Below are 17,742 nucleotides of genomic sequence, written 5' to 3' on the forward strand. Positions count from 1 at the left end.
GGTTTGCGGTGGCTATTTCGGTGGGGTCACACCCGTTCCCATCCCGAACACGGTAGTTAAGCCCACCAGAGCCGATGGTACTGCACCGGAAGCGGTGTGGGAGAGTAGGTCGCTGCCGCATTTTTTTCTTGGCCCGCTGGCGCAATTCGCGCCGGCGGGCTTTTTCTTTTGTCGGCTCCATCGCCGAGGCCGGCGGGTCCGGAGCTCAGGCTCACGGCGCTGCTTTCGGCCGCTCGGCCGCGGGCGCGCAACGCCCGCGCGCGCCTGGAGCGCCGAATGCCTCTCACGGCGCCGTCGGCCGTGAGGACTGCGAGGTGCGCAGCACCTCCGCCACCCGGGCCAGGTCCTCGACGAACCGCCTCATCTCCTCCCGCCGCGTTTCGTCGTCCGGGGCCCTCAGGATCGACGAGGGGTGCACGGTGGCGACCACGATGGGCGCGAATCCCGTCGAGAGCAGCTCCCCGCGCCGCTGCGTCACCCGGAAGTCGCTGCCGAGGAGCGCCTGCGCCGCGGTCGCGCCCAGCAGGACGACGGCCCGGGGCTGGACGGCCCGGAGCTCGGCGTCGAGCCAGGGCCGGCACGCGCGGACCTCGCCGACGTTCGGCTTCTGGTGGATGCGACGCTTTCCTCGCGCCTCCCACTTGAAGTGCTTCACCGCGTTCGTCACGTAGACGGAGGCGCGGTCGAGCCCCGCGGCCTCGAGCGCCCGGTCGAGCAGGCGGCCGGCCGGGCCGACGAAGGGCCGGCCCGCGAGATCCTCGTCGTTGCCCGGCTGCTCGCCGACGAGGAGCACCGCGGTTTGCCGCGGGCCCTCGCCGAAGACGGTCTGCGTCCCGCGCTCCCAGAGCGGACACGCGCGGCACGCCCGCGCCGCTTGCCGGAGCGCAGCGAGGTCGGTCGTCCTCGGCACGGGTGCCGTGCGGAGCTCGCTAGATCGCTTGGGCGGGTCGCGGAGCGAGGGTGCGCGAGCGGGTGGGCGGGCACGGGCGGAGCGGGGCGGGCTGTCGGAGCGACGTGGCACTTCTTCATGGTTATCCACGGGAGACCCCCGGAGACCACGGGACACGGCCGCCGCGGCGGGGGCCGGCCGCGCGGCGGGCGGGCGGGCGGGGAGGCGAAACGGGGTGGCGGTGCCGAACGCTCGACCGAACGGTGCGGGGGCGAGGGGGCGCGGACGGGTTCCGCCGACCTCCCGCTCCACGGCGGGCGCGTGCCCCCGTGGCTCTTCCACCGCATGGCGCGCCTCGGGCGCGTGCTCTCCGAGGCGATCGTCCTCGAGTACGGGCGCACGGAGCTCCTGCGGCGGCTGTCCCATCCGTTCTGGTTCCAGTCGCTCGGCAGCCTGATGGGGATGGACTGGCACTCCTCCGGGATCACGACGAGCGTCCTCGGCGCGCTGCAGCGGGGGCTCGCGCCGCTGGAGCGCGAGCTCGGCCTGCGCGTGTGCGGCGGCCGCGGGCGCCACTCGCGCCGCACTCCGGACGAGCTGGTCGGCTTCGGCGAGCGAACCGGCCTCGACGGCGAGGCGCTGGCGCGGACGAGCCGGCTCGTGGCGAAGGTGGACGGCGCGGCCGTGCAGGACGGCCACGCGCTGTACCTCCACGCCTTCATCGTGGCCGAGGACGGCGCCTGGGTCGTCGTCCAGCAGGGGATGGACCCGGTGCGGCGGCGCGCGCGCCGCTATCACTGGCTGTCCGAGGGGCTCACGAGCTTCGTCGACGCACCGCACGCGGCGATCGACGGGGCGCCGGGAGGCGCCATCGTGAACCTGACCGATCGGCGCGCGGCGCCGTCGCGGGCCGCGCAGCTGGCGCTGGTTCGCGAGGGGCCCGAGCGGGCCGTCGCGAGCATCCGGAGCGCGCTCGGACGAGTTCCCCACCTCGATCTCCCCGGCCACCACGCCGTCACCGCGTCGGACGTGGTGCTCCGCCGCCTGCACGGAACGATCGCCGCCGCGGCCGAGCGCGGGCCGGTCGACTTCGCGGAGCTGCTCCTCACGCCGGGGCTCGGGGCGCGGACGGTGCTCGCGCTCGCGGCGGCCGCTGAGGTGATCCACGGCGCTCCCTGCCGCTTCAGCGATCCGGCGAGGTTCTCCCTCGCGCACGGCGGGAAGGACGGCCACCCCTTTCCCGTCCCGCTCCGCGTCTACGACGAGACGCTCGGCGTCCTGCGCCGCGCGGTGGAGCGCGCGAAGCTCGGGAACGACGACCGCATGGCGGCCATCCGGCGCCTGGAGGACGAGGCGCGACGGCTCGAGGCCGGGGCGGAGGGCCCGTCCCTCGAGGCGTTCGTCGAGGGGGAGCGCGCGGCGAGCCGCGCCTACGGCGGCCGAAGCGTGCTCGACGGAGCGGGCACGGGGAACGTCGCGCCTCGCCGGACGAGCTCAGCGACGCGGGCTCGGGGCGCTGCCGCAGGGCGAGAGGCCCGAGGAGCCGGGCAGGCGCGAGACGCGAGCTCCCCGGAGGCGCAGCGTGACGCCGCGGGCGCGGCCGACACGGCACGCCCATCCGCACCCGCCCAGCTCTCCCTGTTGCCGCGGTGACCCGTGCGCCGTCCGGTGCGGACGGTGCGGCGAGAGGCGAGAGGCGGGGCCCTTCGCCCTTACGGCGGTTCGGGTCACACGTTGCTCGCTCGGGTCGAGCCCGTCGCGAGGCGCACGATGGCGTCGCCGCAGGCAGCCAGCGCGTGCCGCAGCAGGGATCGGCCCGGGCGGCAGCGCGAGTCAGTGGCCGGGCGCGGTGAGCGCGATGCGTGCGAGCTCGCGCACGTTCGCCGGACACTCGACGGCCCCGAGCTCGTGAGCGCCCACCCAGCGCGCGCCGTCCCACTCGTCGCAGGCGGCGAGGGTTCGCGACGCGACGTCCGCCACGAACGCGAAGTTCATGTGCAGGCCCTTCGAGCCGGCGGGATGCTCCTCGTAGCCGACGAGCCCCGGCGGCGTGCCGTCCACCCCGAGGCCGGAGGGGAACGTTCCCTCGAGGCCGGTCTCCTCACGGAGCTCCCGGCGGGCGGCCTCGAGCGGTGTCTCCCCGGGCTCGATCTCGCCGCCGACGGGGAGCCAGGTCCCGAGCCGGCGGTGACGGACGAGGAGGATCGCGCCGCCGTGGCGGCAGAAGACGGAGACGGAGAAGGCGCGGCGGGTGGCGGAAGAGGTCATCGGCGTTCCTGGCTCTGGCGGGCCGCGCGCTCTCGTCGAGGGAGCTGCACGCGCCTCCATCGCGGAGGCGGGGAGGGGAGCATGGGACGGTGAAGGAGGCCAGCACATACGCCGCGGAGAGTCTCGCGGCCCCCCGGGCGCGAGCTCACCGCGCCGGCGGTCGAGAGACCTCGAAACGGTGCCGCGCGATGCCTCACCGCGAGCTCGCTGGACAGGACGGCCGGCGCTCCGTTCCGGCGCCTCGAGGCGACACCGGTCGGGCCGCGGGGAAGCGCGCCGCGCGTCCGCGACGCCTCCTGTGGCGCCGCGGAGCGCGACCACGGGCGCCTGCCGGGCCTCCTCCGGGAGGCGGCGCACCGCACGGGCCCGCGCCGGCTCGCTCGCGATGGGTGCGGCGCGATGCGTGCCCGCGGAGGCGCGACGTGCCTCGACGCGCAGGCCCAAGCGGGAATGCGCAGCCTGCTTGCCACCCCGTGCCGAGGAGCGTCTTCTCGATGACACGGGGGCTCGTCGTGCGGAACCCGGCGCGAAGCGGCGGTGAACGCGAGACGCTCGAGCGGCTGCGAGGGGACGAGGCGGCGCTGGAGAGCGAGCTCGCCTCCGTGCGTTCGGAGGCGGCCGTCGCCCTCGAGAGCGCGCGGCGCGAGGCGGAGCGGATCGTCGCCGCCGGACGGCGCGAGGTCGAGCGGGTGCGCGACGCGCTCCGCGCGGACGAGGCGGCGGCGCTCGACGCGGAGGCGCAGCGAGCGCGCGAGGCGGTCGTGGCGGAGGTGGCGGAGGTGGCGGCCCGCGCCGAGCGGAACCGCGCGCGCGCGCTGGAGCGGGTCCTCGCGGTGGTCCTCGGGAGGCAGCCGTGATCCTGCCGATGGCGCGCGTCCAGCTGATCGGCCCGCGGGATCGGCTCGAGGGCGCGCTCGCGTTCCTGCAGGCGCAGGGCGTCCTGGAGCTCCGCCGGCCGACGCCGGTGCTCCCCGGAGAGCGCGCGCTCGTCGAGCGGTGCGCGCCCGTCCCGTCGGTGGCGGCGCGCGCCGCGCGCGCACAGGAGGCGCTCGTCCGCCTCGAGTCGCTCCGTGCACGGCTCGCCGGCGGGCGCGGCGAGGGCGAGGGACCGCTGCCGGAGCCGGGCTCCGAGGCGCTGCTCGCGCGGCTCGCGGAGATCGACGCGGCGCTCACGGCGCTCGAGGCGCGGCGCGCCGCGCTGGCCGAGGAGGGGGATGCGATCGCGCGGTTCTCCCGGCTCGTGGTGGCGCTGGCGCCGTTCTCCCACGGCCTCGAGCCGCGCCAGGAGCCGGAGCTCCACGGCCTCGAGCTGCGCACGGACCCCGAGGCCATCGCGCTCCTTCGCGGAGAGCTGCGCCGCATCACCGGCGGCGCCTTCGACCTCACCGCCCGGCCGATCGACGCGGAGCGAACCGGAGTCCTCATCGTCGTGCCGCGCGCCTGCGGGCGCGCCGTGGCGGCGCTCCTCTTCGAGCGCGGCGTGGACGAGGTGAAGCTCCCCTCCGCTTGCTCCGGGAAGGCGCTCATCGACGTGCTCCTACACCTCACCGCGCGCGCCCGGACGATCCCCGCCGAGCAGGCGGAGGTCGAGGCGGCCTGGTCTCGCCTCGCGGACGGGCTCGCCGCCCCGCTCGCCGCGAGCGCCGCCGCGACGCGCGCCTTCCTCGAGCGGGTGCACGCCGAGGACGCCTGCGGCGCGACGCGCTTCGCGTTCGTCGTCTCGGGGTACATGCCCGCGGAGCGGGTGCCGGCCTTCCAGGCTTCGGCGGCAAGTGAGCTCGGCGAGCGGGTGACGGTGCTGGCGTGCACGCCGGAGCGGGACGCCTGGCCGGAGGTCCCCGTGGTGCTCCGGAACGGGCGGCACGTCCGGCCCTTCGAGCGGCTCCTCGCGCTCGTGCCGCTGCCGCGCTACGGCTCGACGGATCCGACCCCCTGGCTCGCCGTCTTCTTCCCGCTCTTCTTCGGGCTCGTGCTCGGCGACGTCGTCTGCGGCACGGCGGGGATCGTGGTGGCGCTCGTGCTGCGCGTGCGAGGGGTGGGGGGCGCGCTCGGGCGGGACCTGACCTGGATCGCGCTCGCGTGCGCGCTCTCCGCGGTCGCCTTCGGGATCCTCTTCGGGGAGGCCCTGGGCGAGGTGGGGTCCCACCTCGGGATGCGCCCCGTGCTCCTCGACCGGCGGCGCGCGTTCATGGCGTTCCTCGGGGTCGCCATCGCCGTCGGCGCCGTCCACGTGGGCATCGGCATGGCGCTCGGGATCGCGGGCGCGCTGCGCGCGGGGCATCGCCGCGCCGCGCTGGCACGCGCCGCGAAGCTCGGGCTCCTCTGCGCCGCCGCGGTCGCCGGCGCGACCGCCGTGCACCTGCTGCCCGCAGCGGCGCTCCCGCCGGCGCTCTGGGCGGGCGGGGCGCTGCTCGCCGTGGCGGTGGGTGCGGAGGGGCCGATGGCGGCCCTCGAGCTCGTGCTCGGCCTCGGCAACGTCCTGTCCTACGCCCGCCTCATGGCGCTCGGGCTCGCCTCGGTGATGCTCGCCGAGGTCGCGAACCTCGTCGCGACGACCCTCCGGCCGGTGGCCGCGGGGCTCGCCATCGGCGTGCTGCTGCACGTCGTGAACTTCACGCTCGGGCTCATCAGCCCGACCGTGGCCGCGCTCCGGCTCCACTACGTCGAGTTCTTCGAGAAGTTCTACGACGAGGGCGGTGCGCCCTACCGCCCCTTCGCGCTGTCCCGCTAGGAGGATGACATGGACAAGGTGCTGCTCGCCGTCTCGGCCGCGATCGCGGTGGGGGTGTCCGCAATCGCGACCGCGTGGGTGCAGTCCCGGATCGGCGCCGCCGGCGCCGGGGCGCTCGCGGAGAAGCCGGAGGTCCGCGGCGCCATCATCGTGATGCTCGCCATCCCCGAGACGCTGGTGATCCTCGGGTTCGTCGTGGCGGTGCTGATCCTCACGGGGGGGTAGGCCGTGGGCTACCCGGAGCTCCTGCGCGTCCTCGGGGAGGAGGCGGCGCGAGAGGCGCGGGAGGTGCGCGCCGCGGCGGAGCGCGAGGGCGCGCGCATCGTGGAGGAGGCGCGCGCCGCGGCCGCCTCGGCGCGGGACTCGGTGCTCGCGCGCGAGCGGGTCGAGGGGGCGGCGCGGCGGCGCGCTGCCCACGAGGCGGTCGCGGTCGAGCGGGAGCGCGCGCTCCTCGTCGAGCGAAGGAGGCTGCTCGAGGGGCTGCACGACGAGGCCCGCGCGCGGCTCGTCGCGGAGGGAGGCGCCGCGCTCGACGCCGCGCTCCTCGCGGAGATCCTGCCGGAGGCCGGGGACGGGCCCCTCGAGCTCGTCGTGGATCCGGGCGCCGAGGAGGAGGCGCGCCGGGCACTCGCCGCGCTGGACGCGGGCGCGGCCGCGCGGGCGGTCGTCCGTGCGGCGCCGGAGGCTCGCGGGGGCGTGGAGCTCGTGGCGGGGCGGCGCGTCCTGGACGACACGCTGCCCTCACGGCTCGAGCGGGCGTGGCCCGCCCTCGAGGCCGAGCTCGCGGAGCTGCTCTTCGCGGAGGGCTGACGTGGCGCGCCTCGACTTCGCGAACTCCCGGATCGGCGCGCGGCGGGCGCGGCTCCTCGGCGATCGCGCGCTGCGCGAGCTGCTCGCGCGCGGCGGCCTCGAGGCGCGGCTCGAGCTGCTGCGGTCGAGCGCCGCGGGCGCCGGGATCCCTGCCGCGGTGACGGGCGCGCCCGACCCGCTCGCCGCGGTCGAGCTCGCGCTGCGCGAGGCGGTCCACCGCGAGGAGGCGCGCCTCCTGCGGGACACGGAGGGCGCGCGCCAGCGGGCGCTCCTCTCCGCCTTCCTCGCGCTCGAGGAGGCCGCCGCCGTGAAGGCGATCGCGCGCGGGGTGGCCGCGGGCGCGCCGGTGGATCGGACCCTCGCGGCGGCCCCTCCCGTCCCGGGCCTCGCGGACGCTGGACGCCGCGCCGCCGCCGTCGCGCCGGACGTCGCCGCGGCGCTGGAGGTGCTCGCCGGCGCGGGGAGCGAGGTGGCCGCGGCGGCCCGCGGCGCGGTGGGCGCGCCGGGGGAGCACGGTCTCCTCGCGCTCGAGATCGCCGCGGACCGCGCCGCCTTCGCGCGCGCGAGAGCGGCGTGCCGCCGCGGCGGAGAGGACGCGGCGATCCTCGCGAGGCACCTCGGCGATCGCGTCGACGCCCGCAACGCGGCCACGCTGCTCGCCCTCGCGGGCGCGCCGCCGGCGGCGGACGCCCTGCTGGACGGGGGGCGGCTCCTCTCGGGCGAGGCGCTCCGGCGCGTCGCGGCCCTGCGCGAGGGCGCGGCCGTGCGGGATGCGCTCGCGCAGGCGCTCGGGGTCGCGGCGTCGGACCTCGCCACGCCCTGGGGCGCGGAGCGCGCGCTCGAGCGGCGGATGGTCGTCGCGCTGCGGCGCGAGGCGCGCAGCCGACCGCTCTCGCTCGCGGTGCCGCTCGCCTGGCTCGCCGCGCGGCGCGCCGAGGTCCGGCGCACGGCGCTGGTGCTCCGCGGCGCGGCGCTCGGGCTGCCCGCGGGCGAGATCCTCGATCTCGCGGAGGAGGGCCCGTGACCCACGCCGCCCGAGCGGGGCAGGCTGCCGGAGGGCCGCTGCGGCTCGTGGTCGTCGTCCGCCCGGGGGACGCGCTCGGGTTCCGCCTCGCCGGCGCCACCGTGGAGGAGGCCGGGCGCGGCGAGGAGGCCGCGACGCTCCGGCGGCTCGCGGGCGCAGCGGAGGCAGGCGTGCTCGCCGTCGAGGAGGAGGTCCTCGCGGCGGCGGGACCCCGCCCGCTGCGGCGCGCGCGGGAGCGCGGCCTCCCCGTGGTGCTGCCCTTCGCGCTGCCGCGCCGCTGGGGCGAGGAGGGGCGCGGCCGCGCCTACGTCGCGGCGCTGATCCGCCGCGCCGTCGGGTACGGCGTGAAGCTCGGCGCGGCCGGGGAAGGACCATGACGGGCAGGCTCGTCCGGATCGCAGGGCCGACCGTCGTCGCGGACGGGCTCGCCGGGGCCGGGCTGAACGAGGTCGTGTGGGTCGGAGAGGAGCGCCTCCTCGGCGAGGTGATCCGGCTCGAGCGCGACCTCGCGACGATCCAGGTGTACGAGGAGACGGAGGGGCTCGCGCTGGGCGAGCCCGCGGAGCCGACGGGCGAGCCGCTCGCGGTGGAGCTCGGGCCCGGGCTCCTCGGCTCGGTCTTCGACGGCGTCCAGCGCCCCCTCGACGCCCTCGCCGCGCGCCAGGGCGACTTCCTCGGACGCGGCGCCCGCCTGCCGGCGCTCGATCGGGCGCGACGCTGGGAGCTCGAGCCGAGCGTCCGCGCGGGCGACGAGCTCCTCCCCGGCGCCTGCCTCGGGATCGCGCGCTCCGGTCCCGACGCGCACCCGGTGCTCGCGCCGCCGGGCGCGGGCGGGCGGATCGCCGAGGTCCGCGGGGGCGCCGTGACCGTGGACGAGCCGGTCGTCCGGCTCGAGGGCGGCACGGAGCTCGCGCTCGCCCATCGCTGGCCGGTTCGCCGGCCGCGCCCCATCCGCCGCCGGCTCGCGCCCGACGTGCCGTTCCTCACCGGCCAGCGCGTGCTCGACTGCTTCTTCCCGGTCTCGTCGGGCGGCACGGCGATGGTGCCGGGCGGCTTCGGGACGGGCAAGACCGTGCTCGAGCAGAGCCTCGCCAAGCACGCCGCCGCGGACGTGGTCGTCTACGTGGGCTGCGGCGAGCGCGGCAACGAGATGGCCGAGGTGCTCGACGAGCTGCCCAAGCTCGACGACCCCCGCACCGGCGGGCCGCTCCTCGGTCGCACCGTCCTCGTCGTGAACACCTCGAACATGCCGGTCGCCGCGCGCGAGGCCTCGATCTACACGGGCTGCACGATCGCCGAGTACTTCCGCGACATGGGCCGCTCGGTCGCGCTCATGATCGACTCCACCTCCCGCTGGGCCGAGGCGCTGCGCGAAATCTCGGCGCGCCTCGAGGAGATGCCGGGCGAGGAGGGCTACCCGACCTACCTCGCGTCGCGGCTCGCGCGGTTCTACGAGCGCGCCGGGCGCGTCGAGACGCTGGGGTGCGGCGAGGGCTCGGTCACCGTGGTGGGCGCGGTGTCGCCGCCCGGCGGCGATCTCTCGGAGCCCGTCACGCAGTGCTCGCTGCGCGCGACGGGCGTGCTGTGGGCGTTGTCGGCCGACCTCGCGCACCGCCGCCACTACCCGGCGCTGGACTGGGGCGTTTCCTTCTCGCTCGAGGCGGAGCGGCTCCGGGGCTGGTTCGAGCGAGAGGCCGGGGAGGGGTTCGGGGCGCTGCGCGAGGAGGCGATGCACCTCCTGCAGCGGGAGCGCGAGCTCGTCGAGGTGGCGGAGCTCGTGGGCACCGAGTCGCTCCAGGACGCCGAGCGGCTGGTGCTGGAGTCGGCGCGGCTGCTGCGCGAGGGGTTCCTCCGGCAGAGCGCCTACGATCCCGCGGACGCGAGCTGCCCGCCCCGCAAGGCGCTCGAGATGCTGCGGCTCCACCTCGAGCTCCACGGCCGTGCGGCCAACGCCGTCGCGGCCGGCGTGCCGCTCCGCTCCATCCTCGAGGCCGGGCTCTCGGCCCGCCTCCTCCGCCTCGGCTCCGTTCCGGCGGAGGCCATCGCGAGCGGCGCCGGGGCGCTCCGCGCCGAGATCGCGGAGGCCATCGCGCGCCTCGAGGCGGAGTGAGCCATGGACCTCGTGACGCGGCGGGTGCGTGGAGCGGAGGGGATCGCGGGGCCGCTCCTGTTCCTCGAGGGAGTCCCGCGCGCGCGGCTCGGCGAGATCGTCCGCATCCGCGCCGGGGGGGAGGAGCGCCGCGGGCAGATCATCGAGCTCACCGGCGCCCGCGTCGCGATCCAGGTGCTCGAGGAGACGCGCGGCCTCTCGCCGGCGCGCGCGGAGGTGACGCTCACCGGCGAGGTCGCGGCCCTCGGCGTCTCGCGCGGCATGCTCGGCCGCGTGCTCGATGGGCTCGGCCGCCCCGTGGACGGGCTGCCGCCGCCCATCGCCGAGGCGCGCCTGCCCATCCACGGCGCGGCGCTGAACGTCACGCGGCGCGAGAAGCCCGCCGACTTCATCGAGACCGGCATCTCCGCGATCGACGGGATGAACACCCTCGTCCGCGGGCAGAAGCTCCCGGTGTTCTCCTGCGCCGGCCTGCCCGCGGGGCGGCTCGCCGCGCAGCTCGTGTGCCAGGCGCGCGTCCGCGGCGGCGAGCGCTTCGCGGTGGTGTTCGCCGCCATGGGCGCGCCGTTCCGCGAGTACGACGCCTACCTGGAGGCGTTCCGGCGCGCGGGCGTGCTCGATCGGACGGCGGTGTTCCTGAACCGCGCGGAGGACCCGCCCATCGAGCGGCTGATGACGCCGCGCTGCGCGCTCACCTGCGCCGAGCACCTCGCCTTCGGACACGGCCTGCACGTCCTCGTCGTGCTCACCGACATGACGAGCTACTGCGAGGCGCTGCGCGAGGTCGCGCTGGCGCGCGAGGAGGTGCCCGGCAGGCGCGGCTACCCCGGCTACATGTACACGGACCTCGCGACCCTCTACGAGCGCGCCGGGCGGATCGCCGGCCGGCCCGGCTCGATCACGCAGGTCCCGGTGCTGACGATGCCGGACGACGACCTCACCCACCCCATCCCCGATCTCTCCGGGTACATCACGGAGGGACAGATCGTCCTCTCGCGCGAGCTCGACAGGCGGGGCATCTACCCGCCCATCGACGTGCTGCCCTCGCTCTCGCGGCTCATGGGGCTCGGGGTCGGCGCCGGCCGCACCCGCGCCGACCACCGGCCCGTCGCGGACCAGCTCTACGCGCTCTACGCGCGCGGGCGCGACGTGCGCCGCATGGCCGCGATCGTGGGCGCGGCGAACCTCGGCGAGGACGAGCGGCGGCTCCTCGACGTCGCGGATCGGTTCGAGCGCGAGCTCGTCGGCCAGGGGGACGCGTTCCGCTCGATCGAGGACACGCTCGAGCTCGGGTGGAAGCTCATGGCCCCGTTCCCGCCCGAGGCGCTCACCCGCCTCCCGGCGGCGGTGCTCGAGGCGCGCCGGAAGGAGGCCCCGTGAGCCGCACGCCCACGACGCGCATGGGCCTGCTGGAGGTGCGGGGGCGCGCCGAGATCGCGTCGAAGGGTGCGCGCCTGCTGCGCGCCAAGCGCGAGGTGCTCGCGGGGGAGCTCTGGAGGCTCATGCGCGAGGTCCTCGCCGGGCGCGCGCGCCTCGACGAGGTGCTGCGCGAGGCGGTGAAGGCGCTCGGGATCTCGCGCGCGCTCGACGGGGAGGAGGCGCTCGAGTCGCTCGCCCTCGCCGCCGGGCGCGAGGTGCCGCTCCAGGTGAGCGTGCGGCGGGTGTGGGGCGTGCCGACGCCGTCGGTCTCGGCGCCGCCGCTCGTGCGCGCGGCGGACGAGCGGGGCAGCGCGCCGACGAGCTGGGGACTCGCGGGCGCCGAGGCGGCGCGGCGCCACGAGGAGGCGCTCGAGGTGCTGCTCCGGATCGCCTCGCGGGAGCTGCACCTCGCCCGGCTGGGCGAGGAGATCCAGGCGACCTCCCGGCGAATCAACGCGCTCGAGCAGCTCGTGCTCCCCGCGCTCGCCGCCGAGGCGGGCCGCGTCGAGGCAGCGCTCGACGAGCGAGACCGCGAGGACGTCGTGCGGCTTAAGCGGTTCCGGGCTCGGGGCGCGCGCCATCGCGCCGGCGCCGCCGGCTCGTCAGCGCGCTGAGCGAGCTCAGCTCACGACGGGCGGCGCCACAGCGGCTCGAGCTCGAGCGGCAGCTCCTGCCCGACGAGCTCGGCGTCGGCCTCGGCCATCTGCGCGCGGAGCGCGGCGAACACGGCGCGGACCGCGGCCTCGACCTCCTGCGGATCGCGCTCGAGGTCCTCCGCCACGATGGCGTAGAAGTCGTCGGCGGAGCGGAGCGGGCGCGGCGGGCGCGCGGAGTGGCGCTCGCAGGCGGTGAGGCGGCTGCCGAAGGGCTCGGGCAGGTGCTCGCGGAGGTCGTCGAACTCCGGGCGCTGGATGCGCTGCGCGAGCGCGCACATGACCGCCTCGACCGCGCGCGCTGCCTCGGCGCGGCGAGGGAGACCCTCGCGCGCGAGGGCGGTCACGAGGGCCTGGAAGTTCGCGTCCTGAAGCGGATCGTGATCGCCGGGGAGAGCCATGCCGCCAAGATCATCACGCGACCACGACACGGCAGCGCCCGCGCGGTCGGCGGTCCCCCTCACGGGGGCGGGTTCGCGCATCCCCAAACGGGCGAAGAACGGTGCCCCGGGGGCGGGCGTGGGGTGGTACGACCGCCACCCATCATGCGCCGATGGGATCCCAGCGGGGCGGCCAGGGGGCCGCGCGTGGCTCGGCTCGGTCCGCTGGCGTTCCTCGTCCTCGCGCTGGGGACGGTGGCCGTGGGCGCTGGCGCCTTCGGCATGCTGAGCCAGGCGGCCACACTCGACGCGGTCGTCTCCGCCGAGCTCGCGCCGATTCACGGCGAGCTGCGCTCGATCGCCCCGGCGCTCGCTCGCGCCCACGACGAGGCGCTCGAGGCCGCGCGAACGAAGCTCGCGGCCAGCATCCACAACGCCTCGCGCGCCCTGCTCGCCGCCGCCGCGGTGGCGCTCGCCCTCGCCGCTGGAGCCTTCGCCGTCGCCCGGCGCTCGGTCCGCGCGCTGGCCCGCAGCGAGGCGCGCTACCGCGCCGCCTTCGAGAACGCCGCGATCGGCATCGCCCACGTCGGGCTGGATGGGCGCTGGCTGCGGGTCAACCGCCGCTACGCCGAGATCCTCGGCTACACCGAGGACGAGCTGTGCGCGCTCCGCTTCCAGGACATGACGCACCCGGAGGACGTCGGGGAGAACGAGGCGCACGGCCGGCGGCTCGTCACGGGGGAGGACGAGACCTACACGGTGGAGAAGCGTTACCTCCGGCGAGACGGTCGGGCCACCTGGGTGAACCTCACGGTCGCGCTGGTGCGCGACGGCGCAGGCCGGCCGCGTTCCTTCATCTCCGTGGCCGAGCCGATCGACCGGCGAAAGGCCGTCGAGGACGAGCTCCGCGACGCGCTCCGAGCGCGGGACGAGTTCCTCGCGGTGGCCTCGCACGAGCTCAGGACGCCGCTCACGAGCCTGCGGCTGCAGCTCGAGGGGCTAAAGCTCGCCGCCGCGCGCGGCGCGGCCTCGCCCGAGCGAATCGCGGCGAGCTCCGGGGCGGCGCTGCGCCAGCAGGCGCGGCTCGCCCGGCTGGTGGACGAGCTGCTCGACGTGTCCCGCCTCGACCGGGGAGAGCTGCGGATCGCGCCGCGCGAGGCGGACCTCGCCGAGGTCGTGCGCGTCGCCGCCGAGCGGCTGGGCGACGCAGCCTCGCGCGCCGGGAGCACGGTGCGGCTCGAGCTGCCGGACGCGATGCCGGCGCGCATCGATCCGGACGAGGTCGAGCGCGCCGTGGGACACGTGCTCGCGAACGCCCTCAAGTACGGCGCGGGGAAGCCGGTGGACGTGGAGCTCGAGCGCCGCGGCGAGGCGGGGCTCCTCGTCGTCCGAGACCGCGGCATCGGCGTCGATCCCTCGGTGCGCGAGCGCATCTTCGACCGGTTCGAGCGCGCGGTCTCCCCGCGCAACTTCGGAGGCCTGGGGCTCGGCCTGTTCGTGGCGCGCCGGGTGATCGAGGCGCACGGAGGACGCATCGCCGTGGAGGATTCGGCGGGGGAGGGCGCCACCTTCCGCATCGAGCTCCCGCTCGCCGGGCCGGTGGCGCTGGAGGGCGACGCGCGCGCTAGCGCGTCGGCCGGCTGAGCCTCAGGAGAGGTCGAACACCAGCACCTCGGCCGCCTCGACGCCCTCGAGCCCCACCTCGCGCTCGTCGCTCAAGGCGGCGCCGTCGCCCGCCGCGAGCGTCTCGTCTCCGAGCCGCAGCGTCCCTCGCACCACCTGGACCCAGGCGTGCCGCCCGGCCTGGAGCGGGAGCACCGCCCGCTCTCCGGCCTCGAGGAGCGCCGCGTACACCCGCGCGTCCTGGTGGATCGTCACGCTGCCGTCGGCGCCGTCGTGGGAGGCGACGAGCCGCAGCCGCCCGCGCCGCTCCTCCTCCGGAAACTGCTTCTGCTCGTAGCCAGGGAGGAGGCCGCGGCGCTCGGGCAGGATCCAGATCTGCAGGAAGCGGACGGGCTCGGAGTCGGAGCCGTTGAACTCGCTGTGCAGGACCCCGGTCCCGGCGGTCATGCGCTGCACCTCGCCCGGTCCGATGGTCGAGCCGGTCCCCATCGAGTCGCGGTGGGCGAGGCGGCCCGACAGCACGTAGGACAGGATCTCCATGTCGCGGTGGCCGTGAGTCCCGAACCCCTGGCCCGGCGCGACGCGGTCCTCGTTGATGACGCGGAGCGTGCGGAACCCCATGTGGCCGGGGTCGTGGTAGTCGGCGAACGAGAACGTGTGGCGGGTGTCGAGCCAGCCGTGGTCGAAGTGACCGCGAGCCTCGGAGCGGCGGATCGTGATCATCGCCGCTTCTTGGCGCCGGCAGGCGTGAAGATCAACGCCATCCTTGTGGCCCCTGCCATGCGTCCGGGCTGCCGGCGCCATCCCTCCACGCGCGCTGCCGTGCGCGATCGCCGTCCGGCGTGGCTCCTCGCGATGAGTCTGTCGCGGCGAAGGTCCGGCCGGCCCCTTCCCCGCAGGGGGGGCACCGACGAGCCGCCAGGATCTCGAACCAGCACCGGGCGTCCGGAGGTGTTCGGGGTCACGGCCGCTCGCCGTGAGCGCCTGTCGAGGCCTCCTCCTCGAAGTCCTCGCAAGGCCTATGCCGGGCGAGCACGCGCGTTCCAGTCTCAGCCGGACGGCGGGAACGCCGAGGCGTGCGCGAGGGAACGCCCGAGGCGCAGGCAGCGCGGGAAGGCACTCCGTCACACGCCGAGGACGGCGGTGAATCGTCCGAGTCCCAAGGAAGGGACCTCTCTTCTCGCTGTGCCCGGTTCGCGAACCGTCTCACGCTGCGAGGCGACAGGAGGTGTGGGATGCGTCGCTTGTGCACGTTCGTGGCGGTGCTGGCATTGGCGGCTTGCGGTGGGCGCGAACAGGACAATCAGCTGGGGGGCGCGTCGTCCGCGGGGCCACAAGCCTCCGGGGGGGCCGATAGTTTCGCCGTGAAGATCGATCTGGCGAGCTATGAGCATGGCAAGCCCAGGGGTGCCCTCGTCAAGCAGCTCGAGAAGCTATTCCATCCGAAGAAGTGGCGCGGGGAGACCGACGGACCCGTGCTGATGAATGCGGATAGCCTGCTCGAGCTCTCCGACAGCGAGAGGAGCGCGCTGAGGACCGTCCTGAAGGAGGGGCATGCCATCCTGGTGACCGGCGTCACCGAGGACCTGCTCGTGCGCCTTCACGCCATCAACGGGAGCGTCCCCGCGATCACGCTCACCAATCCTGCCGAGCTGTACGTGCTCGCGGCGCCGCAGGGGCGGTTGCGCATGCTCGCGATCCGGTCCATTCCCAACTTCGAGCCCTCTCCGGACGCCGACGTGCGCAAGGAGGCCTACGCCGAGATGGTGCTCGACTGGTTCCGGAGGCAAGTCCGCGGGACCTTCGAATCGGGGATCGCCTCCATGGCGAGCGCGCCTAGGGCGAGCGGGCCCAGGGCGATCGTGGCCGCCGAAGCACCCGGCTACAACACGCTGGGGAGCGAGCCGGAACAGTTCCCGTGGTCGCACACGGACGTCTTCAGCATGGAAGCCTTCTACAGCGATCACTGCGGGTCGAAGCAGAAGTGCACCGACACGTTCGCCGTGACAACCTACTCCTGGGCGGTGCATAGCCCCATCTCCGTGGTGGATCAGCCGGGCGACTACCTGCTGACACGCATCTCCGCCGCCGTGAACACGGGGGGCTGCAAGCTCTCCATCGGCAAGAACAACCGCTTCGCGGGGTACTGGCTCAGGCAGGCCAACGTGGGCGCCTCCGTGCCGGACGCCACGCTCAAAACCGGAGTGAAGGTCCTCGCCGGCTACACCGCGCCCCAGGCGCAGATGCCCAACGTGCAGTACAGCACCGGCGTGACCTGGAACTTCGGCGCGTCGGGGACGATCGGCTCGAGCGCGGGGTTCTCGGGCGGGAAGCCCAGCGCAGAGGTGAGCCGCTCGCTCGGGTTCAGCGCGGGCGTATCGTACAGCAACACGAAGACCTATCAGGCGGACGCGATCACGATCCTGCCGCAGATCTCCGCCGACCCAACGGATCCGTCGAAGGTCCGCTGGACGTACGATTCCTGGAACCACGTCAAGCAGAACATCGACCCGGGGAACCACGCGTGTGGCGGCCCGGGGCTCCTCGTCACCGCGGGGCTACCAGGGGTCATCTACGGTTCTTCGTTCGAGCCTTCACAGGAGTGGGTGTGGGCGCTGCTGCCGGAGGTTCGTAGCGCTCTGCCCGTCAACAGGGATGGCGTCCCCGTCCTGTCGGTGCAGGTCGATCTCTCCATGCTCCTCGGATGGTCTTACTTTTGGGACATCACCCAGTGCAACTACAGCGGGAGCCTCGGCACCTTCTGGGTCGGCGACAAGAGCATCGACGTGGTCGGCGACGTCGCGAACAATCCCAGCAACGGGCTCATGTTCGATTCGGGGTGCGGTACGGCCATGCACTTCGGGACGATCCCGCTCGGCAACCCCCGCAAGGAGCCGAGAGCGTCCAACGACAATGGCACCAACGTCGGCACCCCGTACCCGTTCACCTTCTCGCTCTCCCTCCCGCTCGCGCCCGATCCGCGCCTGATGCAGCTGACGAGCATCGAGCCGAACCACGGGCCCAGGGGCACCAGGGTCACGCTGAGGGGAACCAGCTTGCACACTGCGCACAGCGTCGACTTCGGGGGGCAGCTGCCGTCCAGCATGTCGATGGAGTGGCCCGAGGGCACGGACGCCGCGACGGGAAAGCGGTATGAGCCCTACATCACCGTGACGGCGCCGAACCCGGCGACTCCCGATTACGTCGGAACCACGGCGGCCATCTCCGTGGTAAACGCCGTGGGGATCTCGGGGGGCACCGCCGAGTTCAACTTTACGTACGAGTAGGCGGGCGCTTCCGCGGGTGAGGCGCGGGCCGTGTGGACCCCGGCCCGCGCCTTCTTCCGGCGGTGCGATCCTAGCCGGCCCGCTTGCGGCTCCATCGCCGGGCCTTCGGCTTGCTCTTGCCCTCGAGATTGAGCGCCACTGCGGCGCGGACGAGGTCCTTCAAGGCCCGCTCGTCGAGCTCGTCGCCTTCGTGGATGTCGATGGCGCGCCTGACGGTCCCGTCGAGGCTGGAGTTGAAGAGACGCGAAGGGTCCTTCAGCGCGGCTCCCTGGGCGAACGTGATCTTGACGACGCTCTTGTACGTCTCTCCCGTGCAGACGAGGCCGCCGTGGGAAAAGACCGGAGTCCGCCAGATCCGTGACGGAGAGTCGATGACTCCAATCGCGAACCGGAATGGCCTGGGAACGTAACTACCCGCCAAAAGAGAAGGGGCCTCGCATCTCTGCGAGGCCCCTTCGGAACTGGCTCCCCAGGCATGACTCGAACATGCGACCCGGTGATTAACAGTCACCTGCTCTGCCAACTGAGCTACTGGGGAATGGCAGGGG

Annotated in this window: 17 protein-coding genes, 1 tRNA gene and 1 rRNA gene; 13 read left to right on the forward strand and 6 right to left on the reverse strand. The window is 75.0% G+C overall.

Features of this window, described 5'->3' with window-relative positions; all coding sequences use genetic code 11:
* The first annotated feature begins 4 nt into the window (after window positions 1-4).
* Window positions 5-121 (forward strand): 5S ribosomal RNA (rrf, locus tag MNY60_RS08885).
* A gap of 162 nt (window positions 122-283) precedes the next feature.
* Here rrf and MNY60_RS08890 read toward each other — a convergent pair.
* Window positions 284-1,066 carry a UdgX family uracil-DNA binding protein gene (locus MNY60_RS08890; RefSeq protein WP_308197122.1) on the reverse strand — a complete coding sequence of 261 codons (783 nt, stop codon included), beginning with the start codon at window positions 1,064-1,066 and terminating at the stop codon, window positions 284-286.
* Between the two features lie 144 nt (window positions 1,067-1,210).
* Here MNY60_RS08890 and MNY60_RS08895 point away from each other — a divergent pair, with 144 nt between their 5' ends.
* Window positions 1,211-2,542 carry a DUF763 domain-containing protein gene (locus MNY60_RS08895; protein WP_242360449.1) on the forward strand — a complete coding sequence of 444 codons (1,332 nt, stop codon included), beginning with the start codon at window positions 1,211-1,213 and terminating at the stop codon, window positions 2,540-2,542.
* A gap of 180 nt (window positions 2,543-2,722) precedes the next feature.
* Here MNY60_RS08895 and MNY60_RS08900 read toward each other — a convergent pair whose 3' ends face one another.
* Window positions 2,723-3,157 carry an NUDIX domain-containing protein gene (locus MNY60_RS08900; RefSeq protein WP_242360450.1) on the reverse strand — a complete coding sequence of 145 codons (435 nt, stop codon included), beginning with the start codon at window positions 3,155-3,157 and terminating at the stop codon, window positions 2,723-2,725.
* A 494-nt stretch (window positions 3,158-3,651) separates the two neighbouring features.
* Here MNY60_RS08900 and MNY60_RS08905 point away from each other — a divergent pair, with 494 nt between their 5' ends.
* From MNY60_RS08905 to MNY60_RS08945, 9 genes are read left to right on the forward strand one after another with little or no spacing between them, the layout of a single operon-like run.
* The gene (locus MNY60_RS08905) at window positions 3,652-4,014 is read left to right on the forward strand and encodes a hypothetical protein (RefSeq protein ID WP_242341365.1); all 363 of its coding nucleotides are present in this window, start codon (window positions 3,652-3,654) and stop codon (window positions 4,012-4,014) included.
* Entirely contained in the window at window positions 4,011-5,888 is a 1,878-nt protein-coding gene (locus tag MNY60_RS08910; protein ID WP_242360451.1) for an ATPase, read from the forward strand. The genes MNY60_RS08905 and MNY60_RS08910 overlap by 4 nt, the downstream gene beginning before the upstream one ends.
* A gap of 9 nt (window positions 5,889-5,897) precedes the next feature.
* A complete protein-coding gene (locus MNY60_RS08915; protein ID WP_242341367.1) occupies window positions 5,898-6,113 on the forward strand; it encodes an ATPase in 216 nt (71 codons plus the stop codon).
* A gap of 3 nt (window positions 6,114-6,116) precedes the next feature.
* A complete protein-coding gene (locus tag MNY60_RS08920) occupies window positions 6,117-6,698 on the forward strand; it encodes a hypothetical protein (RefSeq protein WP_242354485.1) in 582 nt (193 codons plus the stop codon).
* 1 nt (window position 6,699) lies between these two features.
* Window positions 6,700-7,722, forward strand: coding sequence for a V-type ATPase subunit (locus MNY60_RS08925; protein ID WP_242360452.1), 1,023 nt, complete (start codon window positions 6,700-6,702; stop codon window positions 7,720-7,722).
* Window positions 7,719-8,099, forward strand: a complete 381-nt coding sequence (locus MNY60_RS08930) for a V-type ATP synthase subunit F (RefSeq protein ID WP_242360453.1) — start codon at window positions 7,719-7,721, stop codon at window positions 8,097-8,099. The genes MNY60_RS08925 and MNY60_RS08930 overlap by 4 nt, the downstream gene beginning before the upstream one ends.
* A complete protein-coding gene (locus tag MNY60_RS08935) occupies window positions 8,096-9,832 on the forward strand; it encodes a V-type ATP synthase subunit A (protein WP_242360454.1) in 1,737 nt (578 codons plus the stop codon). Before MNY60_RS08930 ends, MNY60_RS08935 begins: the two co-directional genes overlap by 4 nt.
* A gap of 3 nt (window positions 9,833-9,835) precedes the next feature.
* The gene (locus tag MNY60_RS08940) at window positions 9,836-11,212 is read left to right on the forward strand and encodes a V-type ATP synthase subunit B (RefSeq protein ID WP_242336616.1); all 1,377 of its coding nucleotides are present in this window, start codon (window positions 9,836-9,838) and stop codon (window positions 11,210-11,212) included.
* A complete protein-coding gene (locus MNY60_RS08945) occupies window positions 11,209-11,865 on the forward strand; it encodes a V-type ATP synthase subunit D (protein ID WP_242336613.1) in 657 nt (218 codons plus the stop codon). The genes MNY60_RS08940 and MNY60_RS08945 overlap by 4 nt, the downstream gene beginning before the upstream one ends.
* Before the next feature lie 11 nt (window positions 11,866-11,876).
* Here MNY60_RS08945 and MNY60_RS08950 read toward each other — a convergent pair whose 3' ends face one another.
* A complete protein-coding gene (locus MNY60_RS08950) occupies window positions 11,877-12,305 on the reverse strand; it encodes a DUF2267 domain-containing protein (protein ID WP_242336610.1) in 429 nt (142 codons plus the stop codon).
* A 186-nt stretch (window positions 12,306-12,491) separates the two neighbouring features.
* Here MNY60_RS08950 and MNY60_RS08955 point away from each other — a divergent pair, with 186 nt between their 5' ends.
* The gene (locus tag MNY60_RS08955; RefSeq protein ID WP_242360455.1) at window positions 12,492-13,928 is read left to right on the forward strand and encodes a sensor histidine kinase KdpD; all 1,437 of its coding nucleotides are present in this window, start codon (window positions 12,492-12,494) and stop codon (window positions 13,926-13,928) included.
* A 3-nt stretch (window positions 13,929-13,931) separates the two neighbouring features.
* Here the strand turns inward: MNY60_RS08955 and MNY60_RS08960 are convergent, their stop codons facing one another.
* Window positions 13,932-14,630, reverse strand: coding sequence for a pirin family protein (locus tag MNY60_RS08960; RefSeq protein ID WP_242360456.1), 699 nt, complete (start codon window positions 14,628-14,630; stop codon window positions 13,932-13,934).
* A 641-nt stretch (window positions 14,631-15,271) separates the two neighbouring features.
* Here MNY60_RS08960 and MNY60_RS08965 point away from each other — a divergent pair.
* Complete coding sequence (locus MNY60_RS08965) at window positions 15,272-17,194, forward strand: hypothetical protein (protein WP_242360457.1); 1,923 nt, start codon at window positions 15,272-15,274, stop codon at window positions 17,192-17,194.
* Between the two features lie 70 nt (window positions 17,195-17,264).
* Here MNY60_RS08965 and MNY60_RS08970 read toward each other — a convergent pair whose 3' ends face one another.
* Window positions 17,265-17,576: a DUF1801 domain-containing protein gene (locus tag MNY60_RS08970; RefSeq protein WP_242360477.1), complete on the reverse strand. Its 312-nt coding sequence runs from the start codon at window positions 17,574-17,576 to the stop codon at window positions 17,265-17,267.
* An 80-nt stretch (window positions 17,577-17,656) separates the two neighbouring features.
* Window positions 17,657-17,732, reverse strand: a tRNA-Asn gene (locus MNY60_RS08975).
* Between the last annotated feature and the right edge of the window lie 10 nt (window positions 17,733-17,742).

This window comes from Anaeromyxobacter sp. SG17 (assembly GCF_022690695.1).
GTDB classification, from domain to species: domain Bacteria; phylum Myxococcota; class Myxococcia; order Myxococcales; family Anaeromyxobacteraceae; genus Anaeromyxobacter; species Anaeromyxobacter soli.